Annotated in this window: 19 protein-coding genes and 2 pseudogenes; 15 read left to right on the top strand and 6 right to left on the bottom strand. The window is 40.7% G+C overall.

Annotated features, from left to right (window positions below):
* Positions 1-91: 91 nt before the first annotated feature.
* Together CWB76_RS13655 and CWB76_RS13650 are read left to right on the top strand one after the other, a co-directional pair.
* Entirely contained in the window at positions 92-718 is a 627-nt protein-coding gene (locus CWB76_RS13655) for a methylamine utilization protein (RefSeq protein WP_138608322.1), read from the top strand.
* Complete coding sequence (locus CWB76_RS13650; RefSeq protein ID WP_502704765.1) at positions 711-1,934, top strand: hypothetical protein; 1,224 nt, start codon at positions 711-713, stop codon at positions 1,932-1,934. The genes CWB76_RS13655 and CWB76_RS13650 overlap by 8 nt, the downstream gene beginning before the upstream one ends.
* Before the next feature lie 65 nt (positions 1,935-1,999).
* On the opposite strand, the gene speE is transcribed toward CWB76_RS13650, so the two are convergent.
* Positions 2,000-2,863: a polyamine aminopropyltransferase gene (speE, locus tag CWB76_RS13645; protein ID WP_138608318.1), complete on the bottom strand. Its 864-nt coding sequence runs from the start codon at positions 2,861-2,863 to the stop codon at positions 2,000-2,002.
* A 198-nt stretch (positions 2,864-3,061) separates the two neighbouring features.
* Between speE and speA the strand changes: the two genes are divergently transcribed.
* The 4 genes from speA (at position 3,062) to CWB76_RS13625 (ending at position 8,070) form a co-directional block, all read left to right on the top strand.
* Positions 3,062-4,942, top strand: coding sequence for a biosynthetic arginine decarboxylase (gene speA, locus CWB76_RS13640; RefSeq protein ID WP_138608317.1), 1,881 nt, complete (start codon positions 3,062-3,064; stop codon positions 4,940-4,942).
* A 61-nt stretch (positions 4,943-5,003) separates the two neighbouring features.
* The gene (yihG, locus tag CWB76_RS13635) at positions 5,004-5,876 is read left to right on the top strand and encodes a 1-acylglycerol-3-phosphate O-acyltransferase, YihG family (RefSeq protein WP_138608315.1); all 873 of its coding nucleotides are present in this window, start codon (positions 5,004-5,006) and stop codon (positions 5,874-5,876) included.
* Between the two features lie 17 nt (positions 5,877-5,893).
* Entirely contained in the window at positions 5,894-6,814 is a 921-nt protein-coding gene (gene yihG, locus CWB76_RS13630; protein ID WP_138608313.1) for a 1-acylglycerol-3-phosphate O-acyltransferase, YihG family, read from the top strand.
* On the top strand, positions 6,811-8,070 hold the full coding sequence (locus CWB76_RS13625; protein ID WP_055012721.1) for a mechanosensitive ion channel family protein: 1,260 nt from the start codon (positions 6,811-6,813) through the stop codon (positions 8,068-8,070). The genes yihG (CWB76_RS13630) and CWB76_RS13625 overlap by 4 nt, the downstream gene beginning before the upstream one ends.
* Here CWB76_RS13625 and chrA read toward each other — a convergent pair.
* Positions 8,030-9,181 (bottom strand): chromate efflux transporter, encoded by a 1,152-nt coding sequence (gene chrA, locus CWB76_RS13620; protein WP_138608311.1) that lies wholly within the window; start codon positions 9,179-9,181, stop codon positions 8,030-8,032. The genes CWB76_RS13625 and chrA overlap by 41 nt on opposite strands.
* A gap of 184 nt (positions 9,182-9,365) precedes the next feature.
* Here chrA and CWB76_RS13615 point away from each other — a divergent pair, with 184 nt between their 5' ends.
* Complete coding sequence (locus tag CWB76_RS13615; protein ID WP_138608309.1) at positions 9,366-9,998, top strand: YiaD family glycine zipper/OmpA-like lipoprotein; 633 nt, start codon at positions 9,366-9,368, stop codon at positions 9,996-9,998.
* A gap of 95 nt (positions 9,999-10,093) precedes the next feature.
* The gene (locus CWB76_RS13610) at positions 10,094-10,759 is read left to right on the top strand and encodes a hypothetical protein (protein WP_138608307.1); all 666 of its coding nucleotides are present in this window, start codon (positions 10,094-10,096) and stop codon (positions 10,757-10,759) included.
* 14 nt (positions 10,760-10,773) lie between these two features.
* Here CWB76_RS13610 and CWB76_RS13605 read toward each other — a convergent pair whose 3' ends face one another.
* Positions 10,774-12,552, bottom strand: a complete 1,779-nt coding sequence (locus CWB76_RS13605) for an ABC transporter transmembrane domain-containing protein (protein WP_138608306.1) — start codon at positions 12,550-12,552, stop codon at positions 10,774-10,776.
* Positions 12,553-12,640: 88 nt separating this feature from the next.
* On the opposite strand from CWB76_RS13605, the gene CWB76_RS13600 reads away from it, so the two are divergent.
* The 4 genes and pseudogenes from CWB76_RS13600 to CWB76_RS13585 all read left to right on the top strand — a co-directional run bounded on the left by CWB76_RS13600 (position 12,641) and on the right by CWB76_RS13585 (position 14,481).
* Positions 12,641-13,039, top strand: coding sequence for a DUF3224 domain-containing protein (locus CWB76_RS13600; RefSeq protein WP_138608304.1), 399 nt, complete (start codon positions 12,641-12,643; stop codon positions 13,037-13,039).
* Positions 13,040-13,053: 14 nt separating this feature from the next.
* Positions 13,054-13,235, top strand: a pseudogene (locus CWB76_RS20495) (hypothetical protein).
* A 9-nt stretch (positions 13,236-13,244) separates the two neighbouring features.
* Positions 13,245-13,862, top strand: coding sequence for a LysE family translocator (locus CWB76_RS13590; protein WP_138608302.1), 618 nt, complete (start codon positions 13,245-13,247; stop codon positions 13,860-13,862).
* A gap of 77 nt (positions 13,863-13,939) precedes the next feature.
* A pseudogene (locus tag CWB76_RS13585) lies at positions 13,940-14,481 on the top strand (PH domain-containing protein).
* Between the two features lie 91 nt (positions 14,482-14,572).
* On the opposite strand, the gene CWB76_RS13580 reads toward CWB76_RS13585, so the two are convergent.
* The 3 genes from CWB76_RS13580 to CWB76_RS13570 form a co-directional block, all read right to left on the bottom strand.
* A complete protein-coding gene (locus CWB76_RS13580; protein ID WP_138608301.1) occupies positions 14,573-16,354 on the bottom strand; it encodes an alkaline phosphatase D family protein in 1,782 nt (593 codons plus the stop codon).
* A gap of 65 nt (positions 16,355-16,419) precedes the next feature.
* A complete protein-coding gene (locus tag CWB76_RS13575; RefSeq protein ID WP_138608299.1) occupies positions 16,420-16,764 on the bottom strand; it encodes a rhodanese-like domain-containing protein in 345 nt (114 codons plus the stop codon).
* 5 nt (positions 16,765-16,769) lie between these two features.
* Complete coding sequence (locus CWB76_RS13570; RefSeq protein ID WP_010392474.1) at positions 16,770-16,958, bottom strand: YgaP family membrane protein; 189 nt, start codon at positions 16,956-16,958, stop codon at positions 16,770-16,772.
* Positions 16,959-17,087: 129 nt separating this feature from the next.
* On the opposite strand from CWB76_RS13570, the gene CWB76_RS13565 reads away from it, so the two are divergent.
* Genes CWB76_RS13565 through CWB76_RS13555 form a run of 3 tightly spaced genes read left to right on the top strand, consistent with a single transcriptional unit; the run spans position 17,088 to position 21,728 of the window.
* Positions 17,088-17,390, top strand: a complete 303-nt coding sequence (locus tag CWB76_RS13565) for an ArsR/SmtB family transcription factor (protein ID WP_010392476.1) — start codon at positions 17,088-17,090, stop codon at positions 17,388-17,390.
* 5 nt (positions 17,391-17,395) lie between these two features.
* Positions 17,396-20,671: an efflux RND transporter permease subunit gene (locus CWB76_RS13560; protein WP_138608298.1), complete on the top strand. Its 3,276-nt coding sequence runs from the start codon at positions 17,396-17,398 to the stop codon at positions 20,669-20,671.
* Positions 20,661-21,728: an efflux RND transporter periplasmic adaptor subunit gene (locus tag CWB76_RS13555; protein WP_138608296.1), complete on the top strand. Its 1,068-nt coding sequence runs from the start codon at positions 20,661-20,663 to the stop codon at positions 21,726-21,728. Before CWB76_RS13560 ends, CWB76_RS13555 begins: the two co-directional genes overlap by 11 nt.
* Position 21,729: the final 1 nt, after the last annotated feature.

Genomic DNA, 21,729 nt, shown 5'->3' with positions numbered 1-21,729 from the left:
AATTAGCTAAAAAAGAGTGTGTTAATTAATCTGCAAAACTTTATGTAATTTAGTTCTATAATAAATAAAAAGAATTTAACAAGAAGAAAATATGCTGAAAATTTTACTCGCTATTTTAGGTTGTATCATTGTTTTTAAGAGCAGTGCAGCAACGGTTACTGTTTATAATAACAACCAAAAAGTTCAAGAAAATGTTGTTGTTTGGCTAGCTCCAGAGCAAGCCTCTGGCGTGAATATAAATAAATCACTTTTCACTATGACACAAAAGAATCGCCAATTTACGCCACATATCTTAGTCGTTGAAAAAAACAGCCAAGTTGAATTTCCTAACGCTGACTCGATAATGCATCACGTGTATTCATTTTCTAAAAGCAAAACATTTGAATTAAAGCTTTATCGAGAACAACCACAAGATCCAATTACATTTGAACAAACAGGAGTTGTGGAGCTTGGTTGTAATATTCATGATTGGATGTTGGGTTACATTGTTATTGTGGATAGCCCATATTATGCAATCACCAATGAGCAAGGAGTAGCATCGTTCGATATCCCAAATGGAGCCTATAAACTAAATGTTTGGCATGAAGGCTTTAGAGATATTAGCAACATAGAGTCGCAAGAAGTTGTTATAACCAACAATAAATTAAGTTATCAGTTAAAACAAAAACTAATTTTGCCTATTAGGGTTGAAGTTGATGAGTTTGACGATTATGAATAGTCTATTGCGCTTAGCCGTTGTTATTTGCTTGTTGAGTGTTTTTTCAGCCAACGCACAAGTTAAAGGTTTGCTGCAAGTAAGGGCTGTGCAAGGTGATTCACAACTAAGCTGGCAAGAGGGTGGAATTGGTTTATATCGCCATGATGCGGCTAATCAAGGTGTGGTTTTATCTCAGGGAATTATTAATTTAATTGCAGATATAAGTTCCAGCTGGTCTGCCCATGCTGTAGTTAATTTATATCAAGATCCAAAAAGTACCTTGGGGGTTAGTCAGGCTTATCTGCAATATAAACCTTTAGTTCGCAGTGATTATAAATGGCATATTAAAGTGGGTGGCTTTTATCCACAATTGTCATTAGAAAATCCTGATATGGGCTGGTTATCTGCATATAACTATACCAATTCGGCAATTAACTCTTGGGTAGGTGAAGAGCTGCGAACGCTAGGTGTTGAAGCAACAATTAAACGCCCAGCCCGTAATTTTAATAGTGCCCATAGTTTTAGTTTGGTTGGTGCGACATTTAAAGGTAACGATCCTGCGGGGACATTACTCGCTTGGCGAGGCTTTGCTTTGCATGATCGCCAAACAACATTTAATGAGGCTCTCGCTTTTGCGCCTGTAGCGTCTTTAAATACTCCACAGTTACAATTTCAAGCAAACCAAGTTTTACCGTTTGAAGAGGTCGATGGGCGATTTGGTTATTACGTTGGTGGGCATTGGGATTATTTAAAAAAGTCTCAGTTGCGGGTGTACTACTATGATAACAATGGTGACCCTGGCGCTCTTAATTATAATACGGGTCAATATGCCTGGGATACTCGATTTTTAAGTGTCGCATGGTTAAATAAATTTACACCGAAAACACGATTAATTATCCAAATAATGTCGGGTGGTACGGCTATGGGTCAAAAACGCGGCGTTGATACTCGATTTTATAGTCATTTTGCATTATTGAGTCATAAAATAAAACGCCACCGTTTCTCAGTACGTTACGATTATTTTGAGGTGACAGACAAAGACGATTGGAAGTTTGACCCTAATGCTAGTCATGGCGAGGGACTAACAGCAACTTGGCGTTATCAGCTTACACCACAATGGCAAATAGGTGTTGAGGGGTCAGCGCTTCATAGCCAAGCAGATAACCGAGTAGCTATGAATGAAGCATCGAGAATATCGCAGCAGCAAATAGCATTAAATGCTCAGTTTCGGTTTTAGTTGGAAGAATAACAAATTGAAACAGATAAGGGCTCTTGCGAGCCCTACTTTGTATTAATGGCTTTTTATTTTTTGTTAAAAGCGCGTTTCATGTAATTAGGTGTTGCGAGTGCACCGTGATGAATACCGCCATTGTAGTATTCACTATGCTCAGCAATAATTGCTGCGCCATCTTCTCTAAAACCGTTAAATGCTTCAGATTTGCGAGCTAGCGTCACTGACCATAAACCACTTGGGTAAATAGGTTGTGGGAATGGCAGGGTTTGCAAGTCGTTAAAACCAACACTTAGCATAGCTTCGCGCATTTCAACCAGTAGTGGCATATGCATAAGTGGCGATTCACTTTGTTGTACGAGTATTCCACCAGGGCGAAGTGCGTTTAAACAGCTAGTATAAAACGCATGGTTAAATAAACCCTCACCAGGGCCTACCGGATCAGTTCCATCAACAATCACTACATCAATAGACTCACCAGCTGCTTCACGCATATATTTAATGCCATCGTCAAACATCACAGTGGCACGTGGATCGTTATTTGATTCACATAACTCTGGGAAGTACTTTAACGACATTTGGGTAACTACTTCGTCAATATCGATTTGTGTCACAGTTTCTACACTTGGGTGCTTAAGCACTTCACGTAATGTACCGCAATCGCCGCCGCCAATAATAACCACATTTTTAGGGTTTGGGTGTGCTAGTAATGCTGGGTGGCTGATCATTTCATGATAAAAAAAGTTTTCACGGCTACTCACCATAGTGCAACCATCAATGATCATTAAATTACCAAAGTCTGTGGTTTCAAACATTTCTACTTTTTGAAAAGGAGACTGTTTTTCATCTAACTTTTTGTTAATACGTAATGAAAATGCGCTGCCATCGCGGTCGCTAATTTCAGTAAACCACTTACTTTGATCTAAATTTGCCATAGTTGTTGTTACACTTTTGGTTGAGTATGAAAAAAGGAGGCAATTCTGCCAGTGCTTGCGCTATTGCTCAATCAAATTTTACGCTCTTTAGCGAATAAAGTTAGCTATAAAGAGGGGAAAGTTCAATTTTTGTTAGCTTAGCAGATAGTGACGTATTAAAATGCCCCTTTACACCTAATTTAATAAAGAAGAGTTGCCATGACTTGGGGTTTAGAAACAGCACGTGCTACATACAATGTTGCTCATTGGAGCGATGGTTATTTTGATATTAACGCACAAGGTGAATTGATAGCCTATCCGGATGGCGACCAAACAAAACCTGCCATTTCTTTAAGCCAGCTTACTGAGCAATTTAAACAGCAAGGATTAACCTTACCTGTATTGGTGCGCTTTACCGATATTTTAAAAAATCGTGTAGATACGCTCACCAATGCGTTTACTCAAGCGCGTAGCAACCGTGAATATAATGGTAAATACACCTGTGTTTACCCTATAAAAGTAAATCAACAGCGTTCTGTAGTAAGTAAGCTTTTAGCACACCCAAGTGGTTTAGTGGGGCTTGAAGCCGGTTCTAAACCTGAACTAATGGCAATTTTAGGTGTGGCAAAAGAGCCTATTACTATTGTATGTAACGGCTACAAAGACAGTGAATTTTTACGTTTAGCCTGTATTGGTCAAGCAATGGGGCACAGCGTTAAAATTGTGGTTGAAAAACTCTCTGAGCTAACCACACTGCTGGAAGAAATTGATAATTTAGGTATTGAGCCTGCTATTGGTATTCGTATTCGCTTAAATTCGGTTGGTAAAGGTAAATGGCAAAATACCGGTGGTGAAAAAGGTAAGTTTGGCTTAACTGCAGGACAAGTACTCAGTGCAGTGGAAGTGCTCAAGCAACATAACAAGTTGCATTTAATGCAAATGGTACATTTTCATATTGGTTCTCAAATTGCCAATATTCGCGATATTCATCGTGCTTTGCGAGAATGTGCTCGCCATTTTGCTGAATTAACTCAATACGGTGTACCGCTCAATACTGTTGATGTGGGTGGCGGGCTTGGCGTTGACTACGAAGGCTCAGGCTCACGTAGTGCTTGCTCAATGAATTACACAGTTGAAGAATATGCGCGTAATGTAGTAAATGCATTTGCCGAGGTATGCGACCAACATAACTTAGCTCACCCTGCAATTATTACCGAATCTGGCCGTGCTCTTACTGCACATCATGCGGTGCTTATTACCGATGTGATTGATGTTGAAAAAGCACCAAATCATTTAAACCCAGAACCACCTGTTAAAAACAGTGCCTTAGTATTGGATGAAATGTGGCAGTGTTTACAACGTTTGAACCCGCGTATGGCATTAGAGATTTATCATGATGCAATGCACTTATTTAGTGAAGCACACGATCAATACGTACATGGTTTAGTAAGCATGCTAGAGTGGGCGAAAATAGAGCAGCTTTACTTTACTGTTTTACATCGCGTTCGTGCTTCATTAAGCTCTAATGCACGAGCTCACCGCGAAGTGCTGGATGATTTAAACGAAAAACTAGCCGATAAACTGTTTGTGAATTTTTCATTATTTCAGTCGTTACCCGATGTGTGGGGCATTCAGCAGTTATTTCCGGTTATGCCCATCGAAAACCTAACGCAGCCGCTTACTCAGCGCGCTATTATCCAAGACATTACTTGTGATTCTGACGGGCAAATACGTGAGTACGTTGAAGGTGCAGGAATTGAAACCAGTTTACCTATTCCTGAATATACACAAGGTCAGCAGTATCATATTGCGATGTTTATGGTAGGGGCATACCAAGAGATCTTAGGTGATTTACATAACTTATTTGGTGATACCGATTCAGTTCATGTTGAGCTTAATGAGCAAGGATATGTGTTAACCAATGCCATTAAAGGTGACAGCGTTAAGGATGTATTAAAATTTGTTGATTATGATAGCGAGTTATTAGCTGATAACTTTGCCACTCAAATTAATAAACTTGATGTATCAGAACACTGTAAAGAAGGGTACCTAGCCGAGCTTAATGCAGGGCTTGAAGGCTACACCTATTTTGAAGATTAATTTAGTTGCATAGTTAAGCGCGGTCATTCGTGGCTGCGCGATGTTTAAAGGAATAGAAGTAATGTCAGTTATTCGCAGTGTATTTAGTATTTTCTTTTACACAATAAACACTCTTTTTTGGTTTGTACCTATTTTTATTTGTGGCATCGTTAAGCTAATCCCAATTAAGGGGCTGCAAAAATTAATGAGCTGGACAGCCAAGCAGTGTGCCTCTATTTGGGTGACGTTTAACACGCTAAATCAAACGTTATTAACGTCAACAAAGCTAAATGTAACCGGTCTAGAAGAGCTAAAATTGAAAGATTGGTACCTAGTTATCGCGAACCACCAAAGCTGGGTGGATATTTTAGTGTTACAGCGAGTGTTTAACCGCAAAATACCTTTTTTAAACTTCTTTTTGAAAAAAGAGCTTATTTATGTACCTGTTTTAGGTTTGTGTTGGTGGGCGCTCGACTTTCCTTTTATGACCCGCACCAGTAAAAGCCAATTAAAAAAGAATCCTAAATTGCGTGGTAAAGATTTAGAAACGACTCGTAAAGCGTGTGAAAAATTTAAAGAAATGCCGGTTAGTGTGGTTAACTTTGTTGAAGGTACGCGTTTTACAGCGCAAAAGCATGCGCGCCAAAATAGCCCGTTTCCTCACTTACTTAAACCGAAAGCGGGTGGTGTGGCTTTTGTAATGCAAGCTATGGGTGAGCAAATTTCTAAGGTGGTAAATGTCACTATTCATTACCCTGAGGGCATTCCTACTTTTATGGATTTTGCAGCCGGTAAAGTAAAACACATTGATGTACATGTTGAAGTAAAAGGCGTTAGTGACGACTTAATTGGTGATTACACAAATGATCCTGACTTTAGAGTACGTTTTCAAACTGAATTAAATCGCGTGTGGGAAGAAAAGAACCAGACGCTCGTTAATTTCAAACAAAAATAAAAAATGAGCTAACAGTTATGCTAAAAAAATGGTTACCTAATTGGTTAAATGGCTTAATTGTTGGCTGTGTTTTATTCGCTAATTTAATAATATTTGGCGCATTAGTACTTATCCTAGGGTTAGTTAAATTGGTTTTGCCCATACCCGTAGTAAGTAAATTATTACACAGTGCCTACAAGGGGTGGTGTAAAGGTAACCGCTTAGGGTTATGGCTAGGCTGTAATGATATTAAAGTTAATATTAGTGGGGAGGTGAATGCCAATAGTTGGTATTTGCTAATCAGTAATCATATTAGCTGGCTTGATATTGCGGTATTAAGCTCGTTGGATGCATTGCCAGCTCCTAAGTTTTTTTTAAAAGATGAGCTTAAGTATGTGCCATTTATAGGCACTGGTGCGTGGGCAATGGGTATGCCCTTTATGAAACGGGTGAGCAAAGCGCAATTGGCAAAAAACCCCAATTTAAAAGGCTTAGATGTCGAGCGCACTAAGCGCAGTTGCCGTAACTTTCGTCATCATCCTACAACCATAGTTAATTTTGTAGAAGGTACACGTTTTACTGCGCAAAAGCATAAGCATCAACAAAGCCCTTTTCAGCATTTATTAAAGCCTAAGGCTGGTGGAACTGCTTTTGCCTTAGAAGTTTTAAACGAGCAATTTGACGCTATGCTTAACACTAGTTTAGTGTATAGCGGTAAGTCAGATCATGTGTGTCGTAATATTTTAAAAGGCGAGTTGGAGTCTATTAATATTACAATTGAGGTGATGCCAATAAATACACAGATGATTGGCAGTTACCAAACAGATCACGCATTTAGAGCCGAGTTTCAGCAATATTTAAATAATTTATGGACAAAAAAAGATAAGCAATTAAGCGCTATTCATATTCAGCAAGCTAGTACTGAATTAACTCCCAGTAAGGAAATTGAAATACCATGACCAAAACACACCTACAGGAGCTAATTACTCCTTGGTTTGAAAAAGTCCCCGATGCTTTTTTTCTCAGTGCGATCACGGCCTCATCTATTGGCATCCTTTCTTTATTATTTGTTTACTTATTTACCCGTCGCTTAATGTTACCGGGTATTCAAAAGGTGGTGACTAAACTCTCGCCTGAGCGTATTGGTTCATTGTCACCTATGCTGACCAAGCTGAATAAACGAATTGCTTGCTTGTTATGCTGTGTACTTTTTTTAGCCACATTTGATAGTGTTTATCCCGTTAATGAAATTGCCCAAGAGATCCTTAAAACCATTGGCCAAGCATTATTAATTATTTATATAGGTTTTATTATTAGCAGCATAGTGAGCATTGCTGGCGCTATTTATAACCAACTAGACTTTGCCCGCGAAGTGCCTATTCAAGGGCTAATTCAAGTAGTGAAGCTGATCACCTTTATTGTGTGTTCAATATTAATTGTTAGTATTGTGCTTGAAAAATCTCCGACTTATATTCTCTCTGGTTTTGGTGCGATCGCCGCTGTTACTTTATTAGTATTTAAAGACACCATATTAGGTTTTGTCGCCAGCATTCAAATTGCTGCCAACCGCTTAGTGACCTATGGAGACTGGATCCAAGTAGATAACTACGGCGCCGATGGCGAAGTAATTGATTTAGGACTTAATACTGTAAAAGTGCGTAACTGGGACAACACCATAACGACTATACCCACTTATATGCTGGTGGCCGGTTCATTTAAAAACTGGCGCGGTATGCAGGAGTCTGGTGGGCGACGTATTAAACGTTCTTTAAACATTGATATGAACAGCATCTTTTTAGTTGATGATGACTTTAAAGCGCAAATAGAAGCGGCAATACCACTGCAAGAATATATTCGACTAGGCACACTTCCCGATCCGGTGTCTAACTTAGGGCTATTTCGTCGCTATGCAGAGGGTTACTTAAAACAACACAGTAAAATCAATACCTCGCTCACACTCATGGTGCGTGAACTACAACCGCTTAACCATGGCCTCCCGATTGAGTTTTACTGCTTTAGTGAAGACAAACGTTGGATATCGTACGAGCATTTACAAGCTGAAATTATGGATCATTTACTGGCCGTATTACCGGTGTTTGGACTGCGCGCTTATCAAAGTGTCAGTGGGCAGTTAAGCCCAGCTGACGGGGTGAATATGGCGGGCAAACCTAGTATTAAAGTGCCCAATAATGCTGTCCAAGGCCAACACCAATAAACAATAGTAATAGCCACCAAATAGGTGGCTTTTTCATACGCAGCCACGCAAATGCAGCAATCACTAATGCAATATGCCACACACTATTAATAGCTGAAGTCCAAATGGGCGAATACAATGCTGCAGCTAAAAAACCAACTACGGCGGCATTAAGCGCGGCAATTGAGCTGGCAAAGCGGGGCTTACTGGCTAAATTAATCCAGCTTTTCTGAAATGCCAACATCAGTAAAAACCCTGGGGTAAATATCAATAATGTAGCTATGATTGCGCCCATTATTGGCTGCTCGGTATTTAGCTGCGCGCCTAAGTAGGTGGCTATTGTAAACATAGGCCCAGGTATAGCCTGAGCACTGGCGTAAGCCGTTAAAAATTGATCATCACTTAACGTTGGCACACCCGCTTGAAGTACTGGCAACACAACATGCCCGCCACCAAATACCATAGCACCAGCTTGGTAAAAAGGCGCAAATAACGCAAATTCTTGCCCTATTGGAATAAAGCTAACTCCAAGCAGTAGCGCAAATAAACTAAGTGCAACCCAGTTAACTTTCCCCTGATCACTGCTAGTTTGCTGTGATAAATCACTTAATTTTAAGAGTGGCCAGATAGCGCCGACTGCGGCTGCAATAAGTAAAATAATAATTTGTGTACCTAACATCGGCAGTAGAACAAGAGCTAGGGTGCTTATAACTGCAATTAGCTTAAGGATTAGGTTGCTGCAAAAGCTTTTGGCCATACTAAGGGTCGCATCGGCAACAATCACTACAGCAAAGAGCTTCAATCCGGTGATCACAGCAAAATAAACGGCGTCAAATTGGTGAGCACTAATAGCAAGCAGTGTCATTATTAAAAAAGAAGGCAAGGTAAAACCAATAAATGCGGTGATGCCACCGAGTACACCTGCACGCTCTACTCCAATTGCAAAGCTAACCTGACTAGAGCCAGGGCCAGGCAGAGCTTGGCTGAGGCTTATTAGCTGTGAATAGCGACTGATACTTAACCAGCGCAGCGAATCAACAAAGTGATGTTTAAAGTAACCTAAATGGGCGGCAGGGCCGCCAAAACTCATGCAGCCAAGCAAAAAAAACTGCCTAAAAATCGCAATTAACATAGTGGCCATCGCCTTTTTGATAAATCATTAAAGTGTCACAAATAAGTATGACATTTTTATGAAACGCTATCATTAGTCCGTATGAAGTAAGTAATAATACGTGTTTTACGTTACTCTTCATTTTTGGTTCATACAAATGTTTGCATAATTGCAATAATAAATTCTAAATGAATAGGAAATTACCATGATGTTAACCAAATCACTTTTAAGTGTCACTGTCGTTGCCGTATTACTTTCTGGCTGTGAAATGAATAACACGGGTAAAGGCGCCGCTATTGGTGCTGCAGCAGGGGGAATTTTAGGTAAAGCTACAGGTAACCACAAAGATAAACGTATTTTTATTGGTGCAGCTATTGGTGCGCTAGCGGGTGCAGCTGTAGGTGATTACATGGATAAACAAGAAGCTGCTTTTCGTGATGAACTAGCAGGTTCGGGAGTTGAAGTGGTACGTGAAGGTGATAACTTACGCTTAGTGATGCCCTCTAATATTACGTTTGCGACTGATCAATCTTATATTTCATCGGGCTTTCATGACACTCTAAATGCGATAGCAAATGTAATGAATAAATACGAAAAAACCTACTTAAGTGTTGAAGGTCACACCGACAGCACGGGCAAAGATAGTTACAACATGACTCTTTCAGAGCAGCGTGCACAAAGTGTAAAAAATTACTTGGTAAACCAACAAATTATGGCTGCACGAGTAAGCACGAGCGGCTTTGGTGAATCACGCCCAATTGCCACTAACGATACCGCGAATGGTCGTGCGCAAAACCGCCGCGTCGAAATTCAAATAGTGCCTAATACACAAGGTTAATAGCTAAAACCGCGCAAATGCGTGGTTTTGTATATTTTAATGGCACTTTTGCCTGCGTTAGCTGTCACAAATAGTTCTTCGATAAGGACATATTTATGGCAGCGTGGCGCACGGCAATTATTTTATCAATATGTTTACACGGATTAGTTTTGCTTTTTGCTGCCACATTAAAAGCACCTGACATAAAACCACCGCAATCAATCCCCATTAAAGCGTATATGGTAAGTGTGCCAGCTAAAATTAAAGCAACACAACAAGTCCCTCAACAACGCGCTCATACAAATAAAAATACAGAAATTAAATCTATTGAGCCTATTAATGCAACCCAATCAAAACCACTAAATATTAATTATAAAAAAACAGAGAAAACGACTAAGCCGCTAAATACCATCACGAAAAATACTCAGCCTGTAATTTTAAAGCCTTATAAAAAGATCGATTTAAACAAAGGACTCAACAGTATTTTACAGCAACAAACTGGCTATTCTGATACTGCAAAGAGTGACCCTCAGAAAAAGCGTATTACAGTCCCAAAAGAGCATGCAGGCAAGGTAAAGCCACTATTAAAAATAGAGCAGCAAAATATGCAATTTACCACTTATCGACGAGGTGATAGCTGTTTTAGAAAGGTATCCGTTGGTGCAGGGGTTATGCCAAAAAATGACTTGCCCGAAAGTTATATAGCTGGTGTAAAGTGCGATAAAACTAAGCTAACTGAGGCTTACGATACCGCAATGAATAAATGGCTTAAAAAGAAGTAGCAACTAAAATGCAATCAATCTAAATTAAACTGTAATTCACATAGTTTTTGATACAAAGGGTTACTTGCCATTAATTGCTGATGAGTGCCTATAGCTTTTATTTCGCCATTTTCCATTACCACAATCATATCGGCATGTTTTACCGTGGCCAGTCTATGGGCAATAATCAGCGTTGTTCTATTTTGCATTAAGTGTTCAAGTGCGGCCTGAACATGATGCTCGCTTTGCGCATCAAGCGCGCTGGTAGCCTCATCAAGTAGCAGTATTTCTGGGTCTTTTAAAATGGCGCGAGCAAGAACAATACGCTGCTTTTGCCCACCCGATAGCCTTACACCTTGTTCACCTAAGAAGCTGTTATAGCCTTGTGGTAACTGTTTTATAAATTCATCAGCATGGGCATGTTTGGCGGCCGTATAAACTTGCTCGTCACTGGCGCTTGGGTTTCCATAGCGAATGTTATGCATAACATCAGCGCTAAATAAAATCGGGTTTTGTGCCACCATACCCATTTTGTTACGCAAGGTATTTAATGACAACTGTTTAATATTTATATTATGAAACTTAATCGCTCCGCTGGCAGGGTCATAAAAACGCTGTAACAGTTCAAACAAGGTGGTTTTACCGGCACCTGAAGGGCCAACAATAGCCACGGTTTTTCCTGTTTCAATATTTAGGCTGATATTATTTAATGCGCTTACATCAGGGCGAGAAGGGTAATTAAAACTAATACCTTCAAGTGAAATTGCACTATTACTGGTAGTTGTATGCAACTGATCATCTTGTGGAATTTCGGGATTTTGTATTTTACTTTCAACCGCAAGTAGCTCGAGTAACCTTGCTGCTGCTCCTGCGGCGCGTTGTAATTCACCGTAAACCTCTGCGACGGTGGCAACCGACATGGCCACCATAATGGCATAAAATACAAACGCGCCAAGTTCACCGCCCGTCATAGTGCCTGCGAGCACATCACTACCGCCTACCCAGAGCATGGCACTAATAGCGCTAAAGGTAAGAAAAATAACTGCTGCAATTAAAAACGAACGTTGTTTAATGCGGCTTTTGGCAACGTTAAAGGCCTTTTCGGTTTCATTAGCAAAAGCAGATTGCTCTTGCTGTTCATGGCTATAACTCTGTACCACTTTTATATTTTGAATGATCTCACCCGCGTAGGTGCTGATATCTGCAATCGCATCTTGGCTAGAACTTGCTAGTTTGCGTACTTTTTTTCCAAAAACCAACATAGGCACCAGTACTAAAGGGACGCAGGCAACCACCACTAAGGTAAGCTTTAAATTAGTTACAAGCAGCATAATTAAACCACCGACTAACATTAGCGCGCTTCGCAGCGCCATAGAAAATGATGAGCCGATAATAGATTGTAATAAGGTAGTGTCGGTGGTGAGTCGCGACATCAGCTCGCCGCTGCGATTTTCTTCAAAGTAACTCGGATGCAAAGTAACAATACGATTGAATACAGCTTTTCGAATGTCATTACTGACTCGCTCGCCAATCCACGACATTAAATAAAATCGGCTGAATGTACCCACTGCCAATAAACTGATCAAGCCAATTAATACCAAAACAGCTTGTTGTAATTGCGCTTGCGAGCCGGCAATAAAGCCATGATCAATCACAAACTTAACGCCTTGGCCTAGCGATAAATTAACTCCTGCGGTGGCAAGTAATGCTACTAGAGCCCCTAAAACCACCCATTTATAAGGCTTAATAAAATTGAATATAGGCAATAAAGCGCTAAAGGCGGCTTTATCTGAAGCAGGCTTGTCTGTAGGCATAGTAGATTCTTATTGATGATTAAGGTATAGATATGGCATCAATAGATTAAAAATCAATAGTATTAAAAATCATCAATAGGGAAAAATTATGACAACTAAACAGATAACAGGCGAGTTTACCGTTACATTAGCGCCTATAGAAGGGTATGCACATGGACAGCAAGGCGTTAATTTAGGTCGGATGTCGATTGATAAAAAATTTACTGGCAGCTTAACGGCAACTAGCCAAGGCGAAATGCTTAGCGCCATGACTCCCACCCAAGGCAGCGCTGGTTATGTTGCAATAGAGCAAGTGATAGGCGAGCTTGAGGGCAAGAAAGGCAGTTTTGTACTGCAGCATTTTGGTATTATGGACAAAGGCCAAGACAGCTTAAGTTTAAAAGTGGTGCCCGACTCAGGCACTGATGAGCTAGCAGGACTAACTGGCAGTATGAAAATACGGATTGAGCAAGGTATTCATCATTACGATTTTGAATACAGCCTATAAAGCAGGTATTTGTAATGCAAAAAGTAATCGAATTCAGAAAGTCCCGTTTTTTGGGTGGGGTAGATATAGTCGACTAAATGATCGCATACAGGAATTAAGCCAAGACGGTTGGAAAGTAATAAACGCAGTGCCATTGACAGGCTTTTATGGGCAGGTGCATGGTTATGCATTACTAATTGAAAATGAAGAAATATAAGGGTTACTAATGGCGTTATCATTATGGTTGAGCTTAGCACTGGTGTGCATGATGGGGGCAATGTCGCCTGGGCCCAGTTTAGCTGTGGTATTAAAACATAGCTTAAGCGGTGGCATGAAAAATGGCATGCTGGCAGCATTAAGCCATGGTTTTGGAGTGGGCTTATATGCCGCAGCTTCACTGTTGGGATTAGGTGCATTGATGTTGCAATTTCCTACTGTGTACCAATTTTTAGTGTATTTAGGGGCAGCCTATTTAGCGTATTTAGGTTTGAAAATACTATTTTCAAAACCCAGCGACAGCGAGCTACATATTCAGCAAAGCGACGTGAGCAGTTCTAAGGCGTTACAAGATGGCTTTGCCATTGCATTTTTAAACCCTAAGCTAGCAATTTTCTTTCTGGCATTATTTTCACAATTTATTGACCCAGAGAATCTTACTCTAAGTATTGGCGTTGTTATGTGCTTAACGGTTTTCGTGATAGATACCGGCTGGTATTTATTGGTAGCCTTACTCACTGAGGTGTCTAAAAGGCGCTTTGGTTTTACTAAACAAAATATATGGTTAGATAGGCTGTTAGGTGCGGTATTTATTGCGCTGGCAATTAAAGTGGTTATTGGATTGTAACTATCAAGGTGGTTGAATTGTGTACAAATTATAATTAATGTAACTTAAAAATACTATAATTTAAAAGTAATAAAACGATGTCTAATATAACTTTAAAAAGTGCCACTTTTGATAACAAGGTAAAACAGTACTGGATGTGCTTAGCTGCAATATTTAGCCTTTTTCCAGTTGTAACTATTGTGCTTTTACCCGTTGTATTACTTTTAGTGTGGCTAGTCGCAAGTAGAGTATTAGCCGCTATGTCGGCCGATTTACTAGAGCGCAAGCTAGTGGTTAAACGCGGTATTTTATTTAAAGAAGAAAAATCGATTCCACTAGAAAAAATCACTGATGTCGGGTTGAGTCAGGGGCCGCTAATGCGCATGTTTGGCTTATACCGTTTAAGTTTTGAAACAGCAGGACAGTCGGACATGGTGCGTTGGTATCGTTACTTGGGGTAGTTGATGCCAGTGAATTTCGTGAAGCCATTTTAACGCAAAAAGATAACCTCACTGCAGAACAACCCGTTCAAGCAAAACAAGACGAGCCACCAAGCCAAGTCGAACTGATTCGCTCATTGACCTACAGTGTAAAAAATATCGAGCAAATGTTAGTTACTTTATTGGATGAGAAAAAGTAACCAACAGCTCTCTTTGAAAATAGGTTATTTTTATTAAACCAATCTAAGGAAGTTATGAGCCTTAGATTGGTTTTCTCGTGTTTAGAGTAATTTACCCTTGTATTTCAGGCTGACCTGCTAGCATACGTAATTCTTTGCTGCGCTCGGTTTGCATTTCGTAAGAGGTTGTTTTTATGCTGCTTACATAATTCCACTTAGCGCTTGCTTGTTCTTGAGTGAAGGTAACTGTTAGATAACCTCGGTCAGCCAAATTGCTATAAGCCAAGTCGTTTACAAGTAAAGCAAGAACTTGCTCCATTTGAACTGTAACTTCAGGGCCCTGTGTATTTAGTGCTAAGTATTTTTCAAGACCTGGCGAAGACACTGAAGAGGTGGCAAACTCAACTCCCGCATTTTGTGATGCGGCTATTGGATTGCTCGCATCAGTTTTTAATTGCCCAGCCCAACCATTGTGAGTATCGCCGGCTAACACCACTAAGTTTTTTTGTGCAGCAATAGCTGTACCAAGCAGTACCTCACGCTCATAGGCGTAGCCGTCCCAGGCATCTAAATTGTAAGGTGCGGTGGTATCAACACGCGCACGCTCTGCATCAGTTACTGTTGGATCACCAGCTAGAATACGGCCTTTAATTTGTGCCAGCTCAGCAAATAATGCTGATGCTTGAGCAAGCAGGGCGCCAGTGTCAGCACCATTTGCTTGGCTTACTTGTAGGCTCACTAAAAGCTGTAGTACTTCAAACGGCAGGTGCATCTTGGTCATTAACACTTGTTGGCCAAGTACTTGCCATTTTGAGTTTGAGGTTGTCATACCATCGGTGAGCCAGGTTAGTTGTTCACTACCCAGTAATGCGCGTGTGGGCGAACTAACAGCACTAACAAAATCGCTTTGTCCTTGTGCGCTAGTTAAATCAAAATCAGCATAGTTGAGTTGTTCATCACGAGCGAGCACACGGGTATCTAGCATGTATAGCGACACTAAATTACCAAATTCAAAACGGCGATAAATACGTTCTTTATCGGCTACATTACGTATAGGCATCCATTCAAAGTAGGCTTGTAGGGCATGTAGTTTACGCGCGCTAAATTCACCTTCACCATCATTATGGTTTTCTGCACCTTCACGCCAAGTATCATTAGTAACCTCATGGTCGTCCCATACTGTTATAAAGGCGCAATTGCTGTGAGCTGCTTGTAAATTGCTATCGGTGCGGTAGTGGGCATAGCGTTTACGATAGTCAGTTAAGCTAATAATTTCATTGCTGTTATCTTCAGGTAGTAAGCGACCTAAGCTAGTTGCGTCTTCAGTAGCGTAGCCATTATTTCCATATTCGTATATGTAATCGCCTAAATGGAGTACCGCATCTAAGTCAGGTTGCTTTGCTATTTCACCATAAACATGAAAAAAGCCAGCAGGGTAATTAGCGCACGACACAACTGCCAGCTTTACTTGATCAATATTGCCTGTTGGTAATGTTTTACCTGTGCCAATAGGAGAGGTTTTACCATTTGATTTAAAGCGGTAGTAATACGTTGTGTTGGGATCAAGGCCTTGTAAGTCAATTTTGAGAGTAAAGTCTGTGGCTGCACTTATATAGGCTTCACCATCGTGACTAATAGAGGTGAAATTTTCATCTGTCGCAGCTTGCCATTGCACTTTAATACGGCTGGTTGCTGGATCTTTTGGTGTAACGCGAGTCCATAAAATTAAGCTATCTGCTAGTGGGTCGCCACTAGCAACGCCATGGTTAAAACTAACGTCAATAAAATTATCATCTTCATCATCAAACCGACAACCCGTTAACCCTAACGATAAGACTGCGACCCCAAATCCTGCTGCCGAGGCTTTTAAAAAAGTTCTTCGTGTAAGCGTCATTGCTTTGTACCTATAAAGTATAAAAAGCAAATCGTACCACATTAAGGTTACTTTTTTGTTAAAAATTAGAATGTATTCAACACTTTCGTTGCATCACAGGTGATAACTGTCACATTTCTGTAACCTACTCGAGTCAGTGCCTCAGCACTTAATGTTGCACGCGCGCCACTAGCGCAATGTAAATAAATAGGACGGGCCGCGTCTTTTTCTATTTCCATAAGTTTCATTTCAAGTAACCCGCGTGGAATGTTAATTGCGCCAGTAGCTGCTTTGGTGGCATGTTCAGCGGGTTCACGCACATCAATCAGTAAGCCTTTATTTTGCTCAAGTTCTTTCTTTGCTTGTTCGGCATCAATACGGCGCTGATTAGGAGTAATTATTTTTAGTAAATCGGGAATGGGTGTAAGCATGGTGTTTATTCCTTAAAGCCAAGTTTGCGTAATAAAGTGATCATTGGGCACCAGCTAGTAAAAGCTGATTGAATTAAATTTACTGCGATAAAAGCTGTAAAGTAAATCCACTTAGGATCGTGATAAGTTTGCAATAAAAGCGACACAATAATCATTATGCCAGCGATTAGTCTGAGTGCATTGTTTAGTTTCATTATAGTAGGCCAGTTATTTAATTCAGTACAGCTACTATATTAGATATATCTATATTAGTAAAATCTAATATTAGACTTTTCTAACCTAACGTCTTATACTCAGGCTCTATTTTAGAATAAGAGCATAGTATGAATATTGACTTTACTGCCATGGCCGGCAATGTAGAACAAGCTGAGCAGCTATTAAAAATTTTAGCCAATAAAAATCGCTTAATGATTTTATGTTCTTTGCAAGACTCCGAGATGAGCGTGTCTCAGCTTAATGAAGCCGTGCCATTAGCGCAGTCTGCGTTATCACAGCATTTAGCAGCGCTGCGTAAAGCAAATATTGTAGCTACGCGCCGCGAGAGCCAAACAATTTATTATCGTGTCATTGATGAAAATGCAGTCGTTCTGCTTGGTACCTTGTATGGGTTATTTTGTAAGGGCTAAGTGCGATGAGCTTAATAGACAATGCGGTAAAAAGTAGTTTAAGTGGTCGCATTCCGATTATTATTTTTGTGATGTCTTTGTTACTTGGGGTATTTGCACTAAATCAGACACCTCGAGAAGAAGAGCCACAAATTACTGTGCCCATGCTCGATATTTATGTATCTGCACCTAACGTTGAGGCGCCTGAAGTCGCTAGGTTAGTAACTCAACCGCTCGAAAAGTTACTGGCCCAGTTTGTGGGAGTTGAGCATATTTACTCAACCACACAAACTAACAGTACAGTGGTTACGCTGCGTTTTGAAGTAGGGCACAACCGCGAACAAGCTATTTTAGATACCTACGCAAAACTAAATAGTTATCAGCATACAATGGCATCGGTGATCAAAAGTTGGCAAATTCGCCCAATAGAAGTAGATGACGTGCCTATTGTGATGTTAGGTCTCTACAGTAAAGACCCGCAACTCTATGGTGATTATGAACTAACCCGTTTTGCTAACGAAATTGCTAATAGTTTACAACGCATTGAGCATACCAGTGAAGTTAAAGTAATTTCGGGGCGTACACGTACTCTTACCATCAATTTAAATGCCAGCGCACTGGCTGCCCATCAAACCACGGTAAACGATGTTTTTTACGCATTAAATGTATCAAACCAACTCACCCAAGTGGGAAATGTGGTTGATAATCAGCAGCAAATTGCTATTCAGGCAGGTGATGTACTAAGAACACAATCAGCGGTAGAGCAATTAGTTGTTAATGTGGTTAATGGTAAAAGTGTTTACTTGATGGACATTGCAACAGTAAGCGATGGCCCTGGTGAAACTGAGCATTACCAATGGTTAGCACAATCTACTGATCAGCAGCAGTTGCCTATGGTTACTTTAAGCGTAGCCAAGCAAACAGGGACTAATGCGGTTGCTGTTGCAAATGATGTTCATACCATGATGAATGAACTTACAAATACCTTATTACCACCAGAAGTTAGCTATACAGTACTCAGAGATTATGGCCAAACTGCGAATGAAAAAGTAAATAACCTCACATCAAGTTTAGTGTTTGCAGTGTTTACTGTGGTGATATTTGTTGGCGTGTTTTTAGGTTGGCGCCCTGCCGTAGTGGTTGGGCTGGCGGTTCCTATTTGTTATGGCATTACACTCTCATTAGATTTTGCATTTGGTTACACCATTAACCGGGTGACCTTATTTGCGCTTATTTTATCATTAGGCTTACTGGTAGACGACCCAATCACGGGTATTGATAATATTAGTCGCTTTATAAATAACAAAGGCGATAAAAAACAGCATGTTGTTGGCGCAATGAGCGAAATTCGAAATGCCTTGCTTATGTCGACACTCACTATAATGGTGGCGTTTATTCCACTGGCGTTTATTACCGGCATGATGGGGCCATACATGGCACCTATGGCGTTCAACGTGCCCATTAGTGTGATGGTATCTACTTTGGTAGCCTTTTTTGTCACCCCATGGTTGGCAATGAAATTGCTTAAACCAAACACCCTAGAACAACCTGAGCTTGAGCCTAAAGCGGGTTTATACCAACGATTACTCAGTCCATTACTTGCCTCAAAAGTGCGAGCTAAATGGGTGCTATGGATAACATTAGGATTGTTTATTATCAGTGCCATGTTACCCGTGATGCGCTTGGTACCATTAAAACTCCTGCCCTTTGATAACAAAAATGAGCTGCAAGTACTTATAGATATGCCAGAGGGTACTAATCTAGAGAGCACAGCTGCTTTTACTAAGCAAATTCAAACCCTCACGTGGCAGTTAAATGAAGTAAGTGAAATAGCCGCATATATTGGGCAGCCCTCCAGCATGGATTTTAATGGCATGGTGCGTGGTTATTATCGCCGTGAAGCTGCTAACTTAGCAGAGCTCAGAGTATTGCTGGTGGATAAATCAGCACGAGATCATCAATCCCATGGGGTGGTTATGCGGTTACGCGAACAACTTGCTCCTTTAGCAAAAAATGGCATTGTTATTAAAGTGGTTGAGGTACCACCTGGGCCACCGGTGTTGAGCACTTTAGTCGCTGAAGTGTATCGTGATCCCTTTGTTGATAAGCATACCCATAGGCAGGCTGCTCAACATGTTGCAGCACGTTTACGCCAAGAGCCTCATGTTGTTGAGGTTGATACCTCTTTGGTTGCTCCTGCGCCATTACAGCGCTTTATTACAGATAAATCCAAAGCTGCGCTCAGTGCTATTACTACCCAAAATATTGCACAAACACTCAGTATTGCTTCGCAGGGGCAACAGGTTGGAGTGTTGTACGTAAGCGATGAAACTCAGCCAGTCCCTATACAATTACAATTGCCTTATAGCGAACGTAATCAGCTTTCACAATTACTTGCGCTGCAAGTAAGAGGGGATAGGGACTTAGCTAAAACCAGTAATGAGTTAGGTATAACAAGTGCACCAAGGCCTTTAGTATCGCTTTCAGAGCTGGGAGAGTTTAAATCATTAAACGTAGCCGACACACTAATGCGTAAAGATCAGCGTGACGTTATTTATGTGATGGCGGAACTAAATGGACGCACGCCTGCAGAGATTATTGCGGATGTAAATGCCGATTTAAATGCAAGTGATCATGGGTTTGAAAAAAGCGTGTGGTTAACACGGCACTTTTTTAATAATGGCGGAACCGCGCCATGGCAATTACCGCAAGGAACTGATGTTAACTTTAGTGGTGAAGGTGAGTGGCGTATCACCATTGATGTGTTCAGGGATATGGGCATTGCTTTTGCCTTTGCGCTCAGTGCTATATTTATTATTTTACGTATTCAAACTCAATCTGTTAGTTTGTCGCTGATTATTATGTCGGCCATTCCATTAACAGTGATTGGTATTATGCCTGGATTTTGGTTACTCAATCAATTTGGTGAACGCACCATAGCAGGGGCTCCTGAGCCAGTATTATTTACCGCTACTGCGATGATAGGCATGATTGCCTTAGCAGGTATTGTAGTACGTAATTCACTTATTTTAGTCGAATTCATTAACCAAGCACGCGCTCAGGGGATGGCAATAAAAGAGGCACTTATTGCTGCAGGGTCGGTACGAATGCGCCCAGTATTATTAACCGCCGGAACTACTTTATTAGGTAACTTAGTGATCACACTTGACCCAGTATTTAGCGGATTAGCCATAGCAATTATTTTTGGCATCGTGGCGTCTACTGTGTTTTCGTTGTTTGTTGTACCGCTTGTTTATTATTTAGTGTTTACAAACCCAGAGGAAGAAGCACATGCAGGGTAAATCAAAAGTTTTAGGTGCAATCAGTGCATTGGTTGTGGTTATTGTAGCAGTGCTATACATGGCCGGTAGCTTTAGTAATAAACAACCTGCAGGGTTAAAAGAGATTTCAGTTACTCAATATCAAGGTGAGGTGGTCACTGTTGAGCTGCAAACTATTTCGCGAACAGAGCATGTACCAGGGAGTGTAATTGCGAAACAAAACACCCAAATTTCGTCAAATGTAATGGCACAAGTAAAGCAATTTAAAGTGCGCGCCGGTGATAAGGTTAGCAAAGGTGACTTATTAATCACCCTAAAGCAAGATGACTTTAAAGCGATGCTGGCACAAAGTGAGGCAAATATTAATGCGGTGCAAGCCTCATTAAACCAAGCTAAAAAGCAACTTACTAGAGTAACTGAGTTACAGGCAAAAGGGTTAGTACCCGTGAGTGAGCTTGATGATGCTAAAGCAAAATTTGATAACTTAACTGCCAATTTAGCTGGAGCAAAGCAGCAGCAAACCCAGGCGCAGGTATCACTTAACTACACGCAAATTAAAGCCCCTATATCTGGTGTCGTTGTTGAACGTTTAGCTGAACCTGGCGATACAGCCACACCTGGTATACCGTTGTTAACGCTTTATAATCCAAAGCAACTTCAACTTGCTTTTAATGTACGAGAGCAACAAGCAGTAAAGCTTAAGTTAGGCGATCGTTTAAACGTGAGTTTACCTTCGCTCAACCTAACAACGGTTGCAAATATCAGTGAAATTGTACCAGTCGTTGATAACGCTGCACGTAGCTTACTGATCCGGCTAGAAATTGAGCCACAGTCAGGAATGATCCCTGGGTTATATGCACAATTGCATTTACCGTTTGAAAACACCCAAGGTGTGCTTGTTAACCCTAATTGGATACATGACTTTGGACAGCTCAGTATGATGTATGTCATTAACGCTGACAAAATTGAGCGTCGTTTTGTGCGCTTAGGTGAGCAGATTGATAATCAGCAACATATTATTACGGGCCTTAAAGCTGGCGATAAAATAGCAGTGGATTATCAACCAATAACTGAATAAC

It is taken from the genome of Pseudoalteromonas sp. S1609 (assembly GCF_005887255.1).
GTDB lineage: Bacteria > Pseudomonadota > Gammaproteobacteria > Enterobacterales > Alteromonadaceae > Pseudoalteromonas.
Note: the sequence above shows the minus strand (reverse complement) of the source record. Positions and strands in the feature narration are given on the sequence as shown.

Excerpts from the sequence above, each read along its gene's own strand:
- CWB76_RS13600 (WP_138608304.1), top strand. The coding sequence starts at position 12,641 with ATGACAACTAAACAGATAACAGGCGAGTTTACCGTTACATTAGCGCCT.
- CWB76_RS13560 (WP_138608298.1), top strand. The coding sequence starts at position 17,396 with ATGAGCTTAATAGACAATGCGGTAAAAAGTAGTTTAAGTGGTCGCATT.
- CWB76_RS13625 (WP_055012721.1), top strand. The coding sequence starts at position 6,811 with ATGACCAAAACACACCTACAGGAGCTAATTACTCCTTGGTTTGAAAAA.
- CWB76_RS13655 (WP_138608322.1), top strand. The coding sequence starts at position 92 with ATGCTGAAAATTTTACTCGCTATTTTAGGTTGTATCATTGTTTTTAAG.
- CWB76_RS13580 (WP_138608301.1), bottom strand. The coding sequence starts at position 16,354 with ATGACGCTTACACGAAGAACTTTTTTAAAAGCCTCGGCAGCAGGATTT.
- CWB76_RS13555 (WP_138608296.1), top strand. The coding sequence starts at position 20,661 with ATGCAGGGTAAATCAAAAGTTTTAGGTGCAATCAGTGCATTGGTTGTG.
- chrA (WP_138608311.1), bottom strand. The coding sequence starts at position 9,181 with ATGTTAATTGCGATTTTTAGGCAGTTTTTTTTGCTTGGCTGCATGAGT.
- CWB76_RS13590 (WP_138608302.1), top strand. The coding sequence starts at position 13,245 with ATGGCGTTATCATTATGGTTGAGCTTAGCACTGGTGTGCATGATGGGG.
- yihG (WP_138608313.1), top strand. The coding sequence starts at position 5,894 with ATGCTAAAAAAATGGTTACCTAATTGGTTAAATGGCTTAATTGTTGGC.
- speE (WP_138608318.1), bottom strand. The coding sequence starts at position 2,863 with ATGGCAAATTTAGATCAAAGTAAGTGGTTTACTGAAATTAGCGACCGC.
- CWB76_RS13650 (WP_502704765.1), top strand. The coding sequence starts at position 711 with ATGAATAGTCTATTGCGCTTAGCCGTTGTTATTTGCTTGTTGAGTGTT.
- CWB76_RS13565 (WP_010392476.1), top strand. The coding sequence starts at position 17,088 with ATGAATATTGACTTTACTGCCATGGCCGGCAATGTAGAACAAGCTGAG.
- CWB76_RS13570 (WP_010392474.1), bottom strand. The coding sequence starts at position 16,958 with ATGAAACTAAACAATGCACTCAGACTAATCGCTGGCATAATGATTATT.
- CWB76_RS13605 (WP_138608306.1), bottom strand. The coding sequence starts at position 12,552 with ATGCCTACAGACAAGCCTGCTTCAGATAAAGCCGCCTTTAGCGCTTTA.
- CWB76_RS13575 (WP_138608299.1), bottom strand. The coding sequence starts at position 16,764 with ATGCTTACACCCATTCCCGATTTACTAAAAATAATTACTCCTAATCAG.
- speA (WP_138608317.1), top strand. The coding sequence starts at position 3,062 with ATGACTTGGGGTTTAGAAACAGCACGTGCTACATACAATGTTGCTCAT.
- CWB76_RS13610 (WP_138608307.1), top strand. The coding sequence starts at position 10,094 with ATGGCAGCGTGGCGCACGGCAATTATTTTATCAATATGTTTACACGGA.
- yihG (WP_138608315.1), top strand. The coding sequence starts at position 5,004 with ATGTCAGTTATTCGCAGTGTATTTAGTATTTTCTTTTACACAATAAAC.
- CWB76_RS13615 (WP_138608309.1), top strand. The coding sequence starts at position 9,366 with ATGATGTTAACCAAATCACTTTTAAGTGTCACTGTCGTTGCCGTATTA.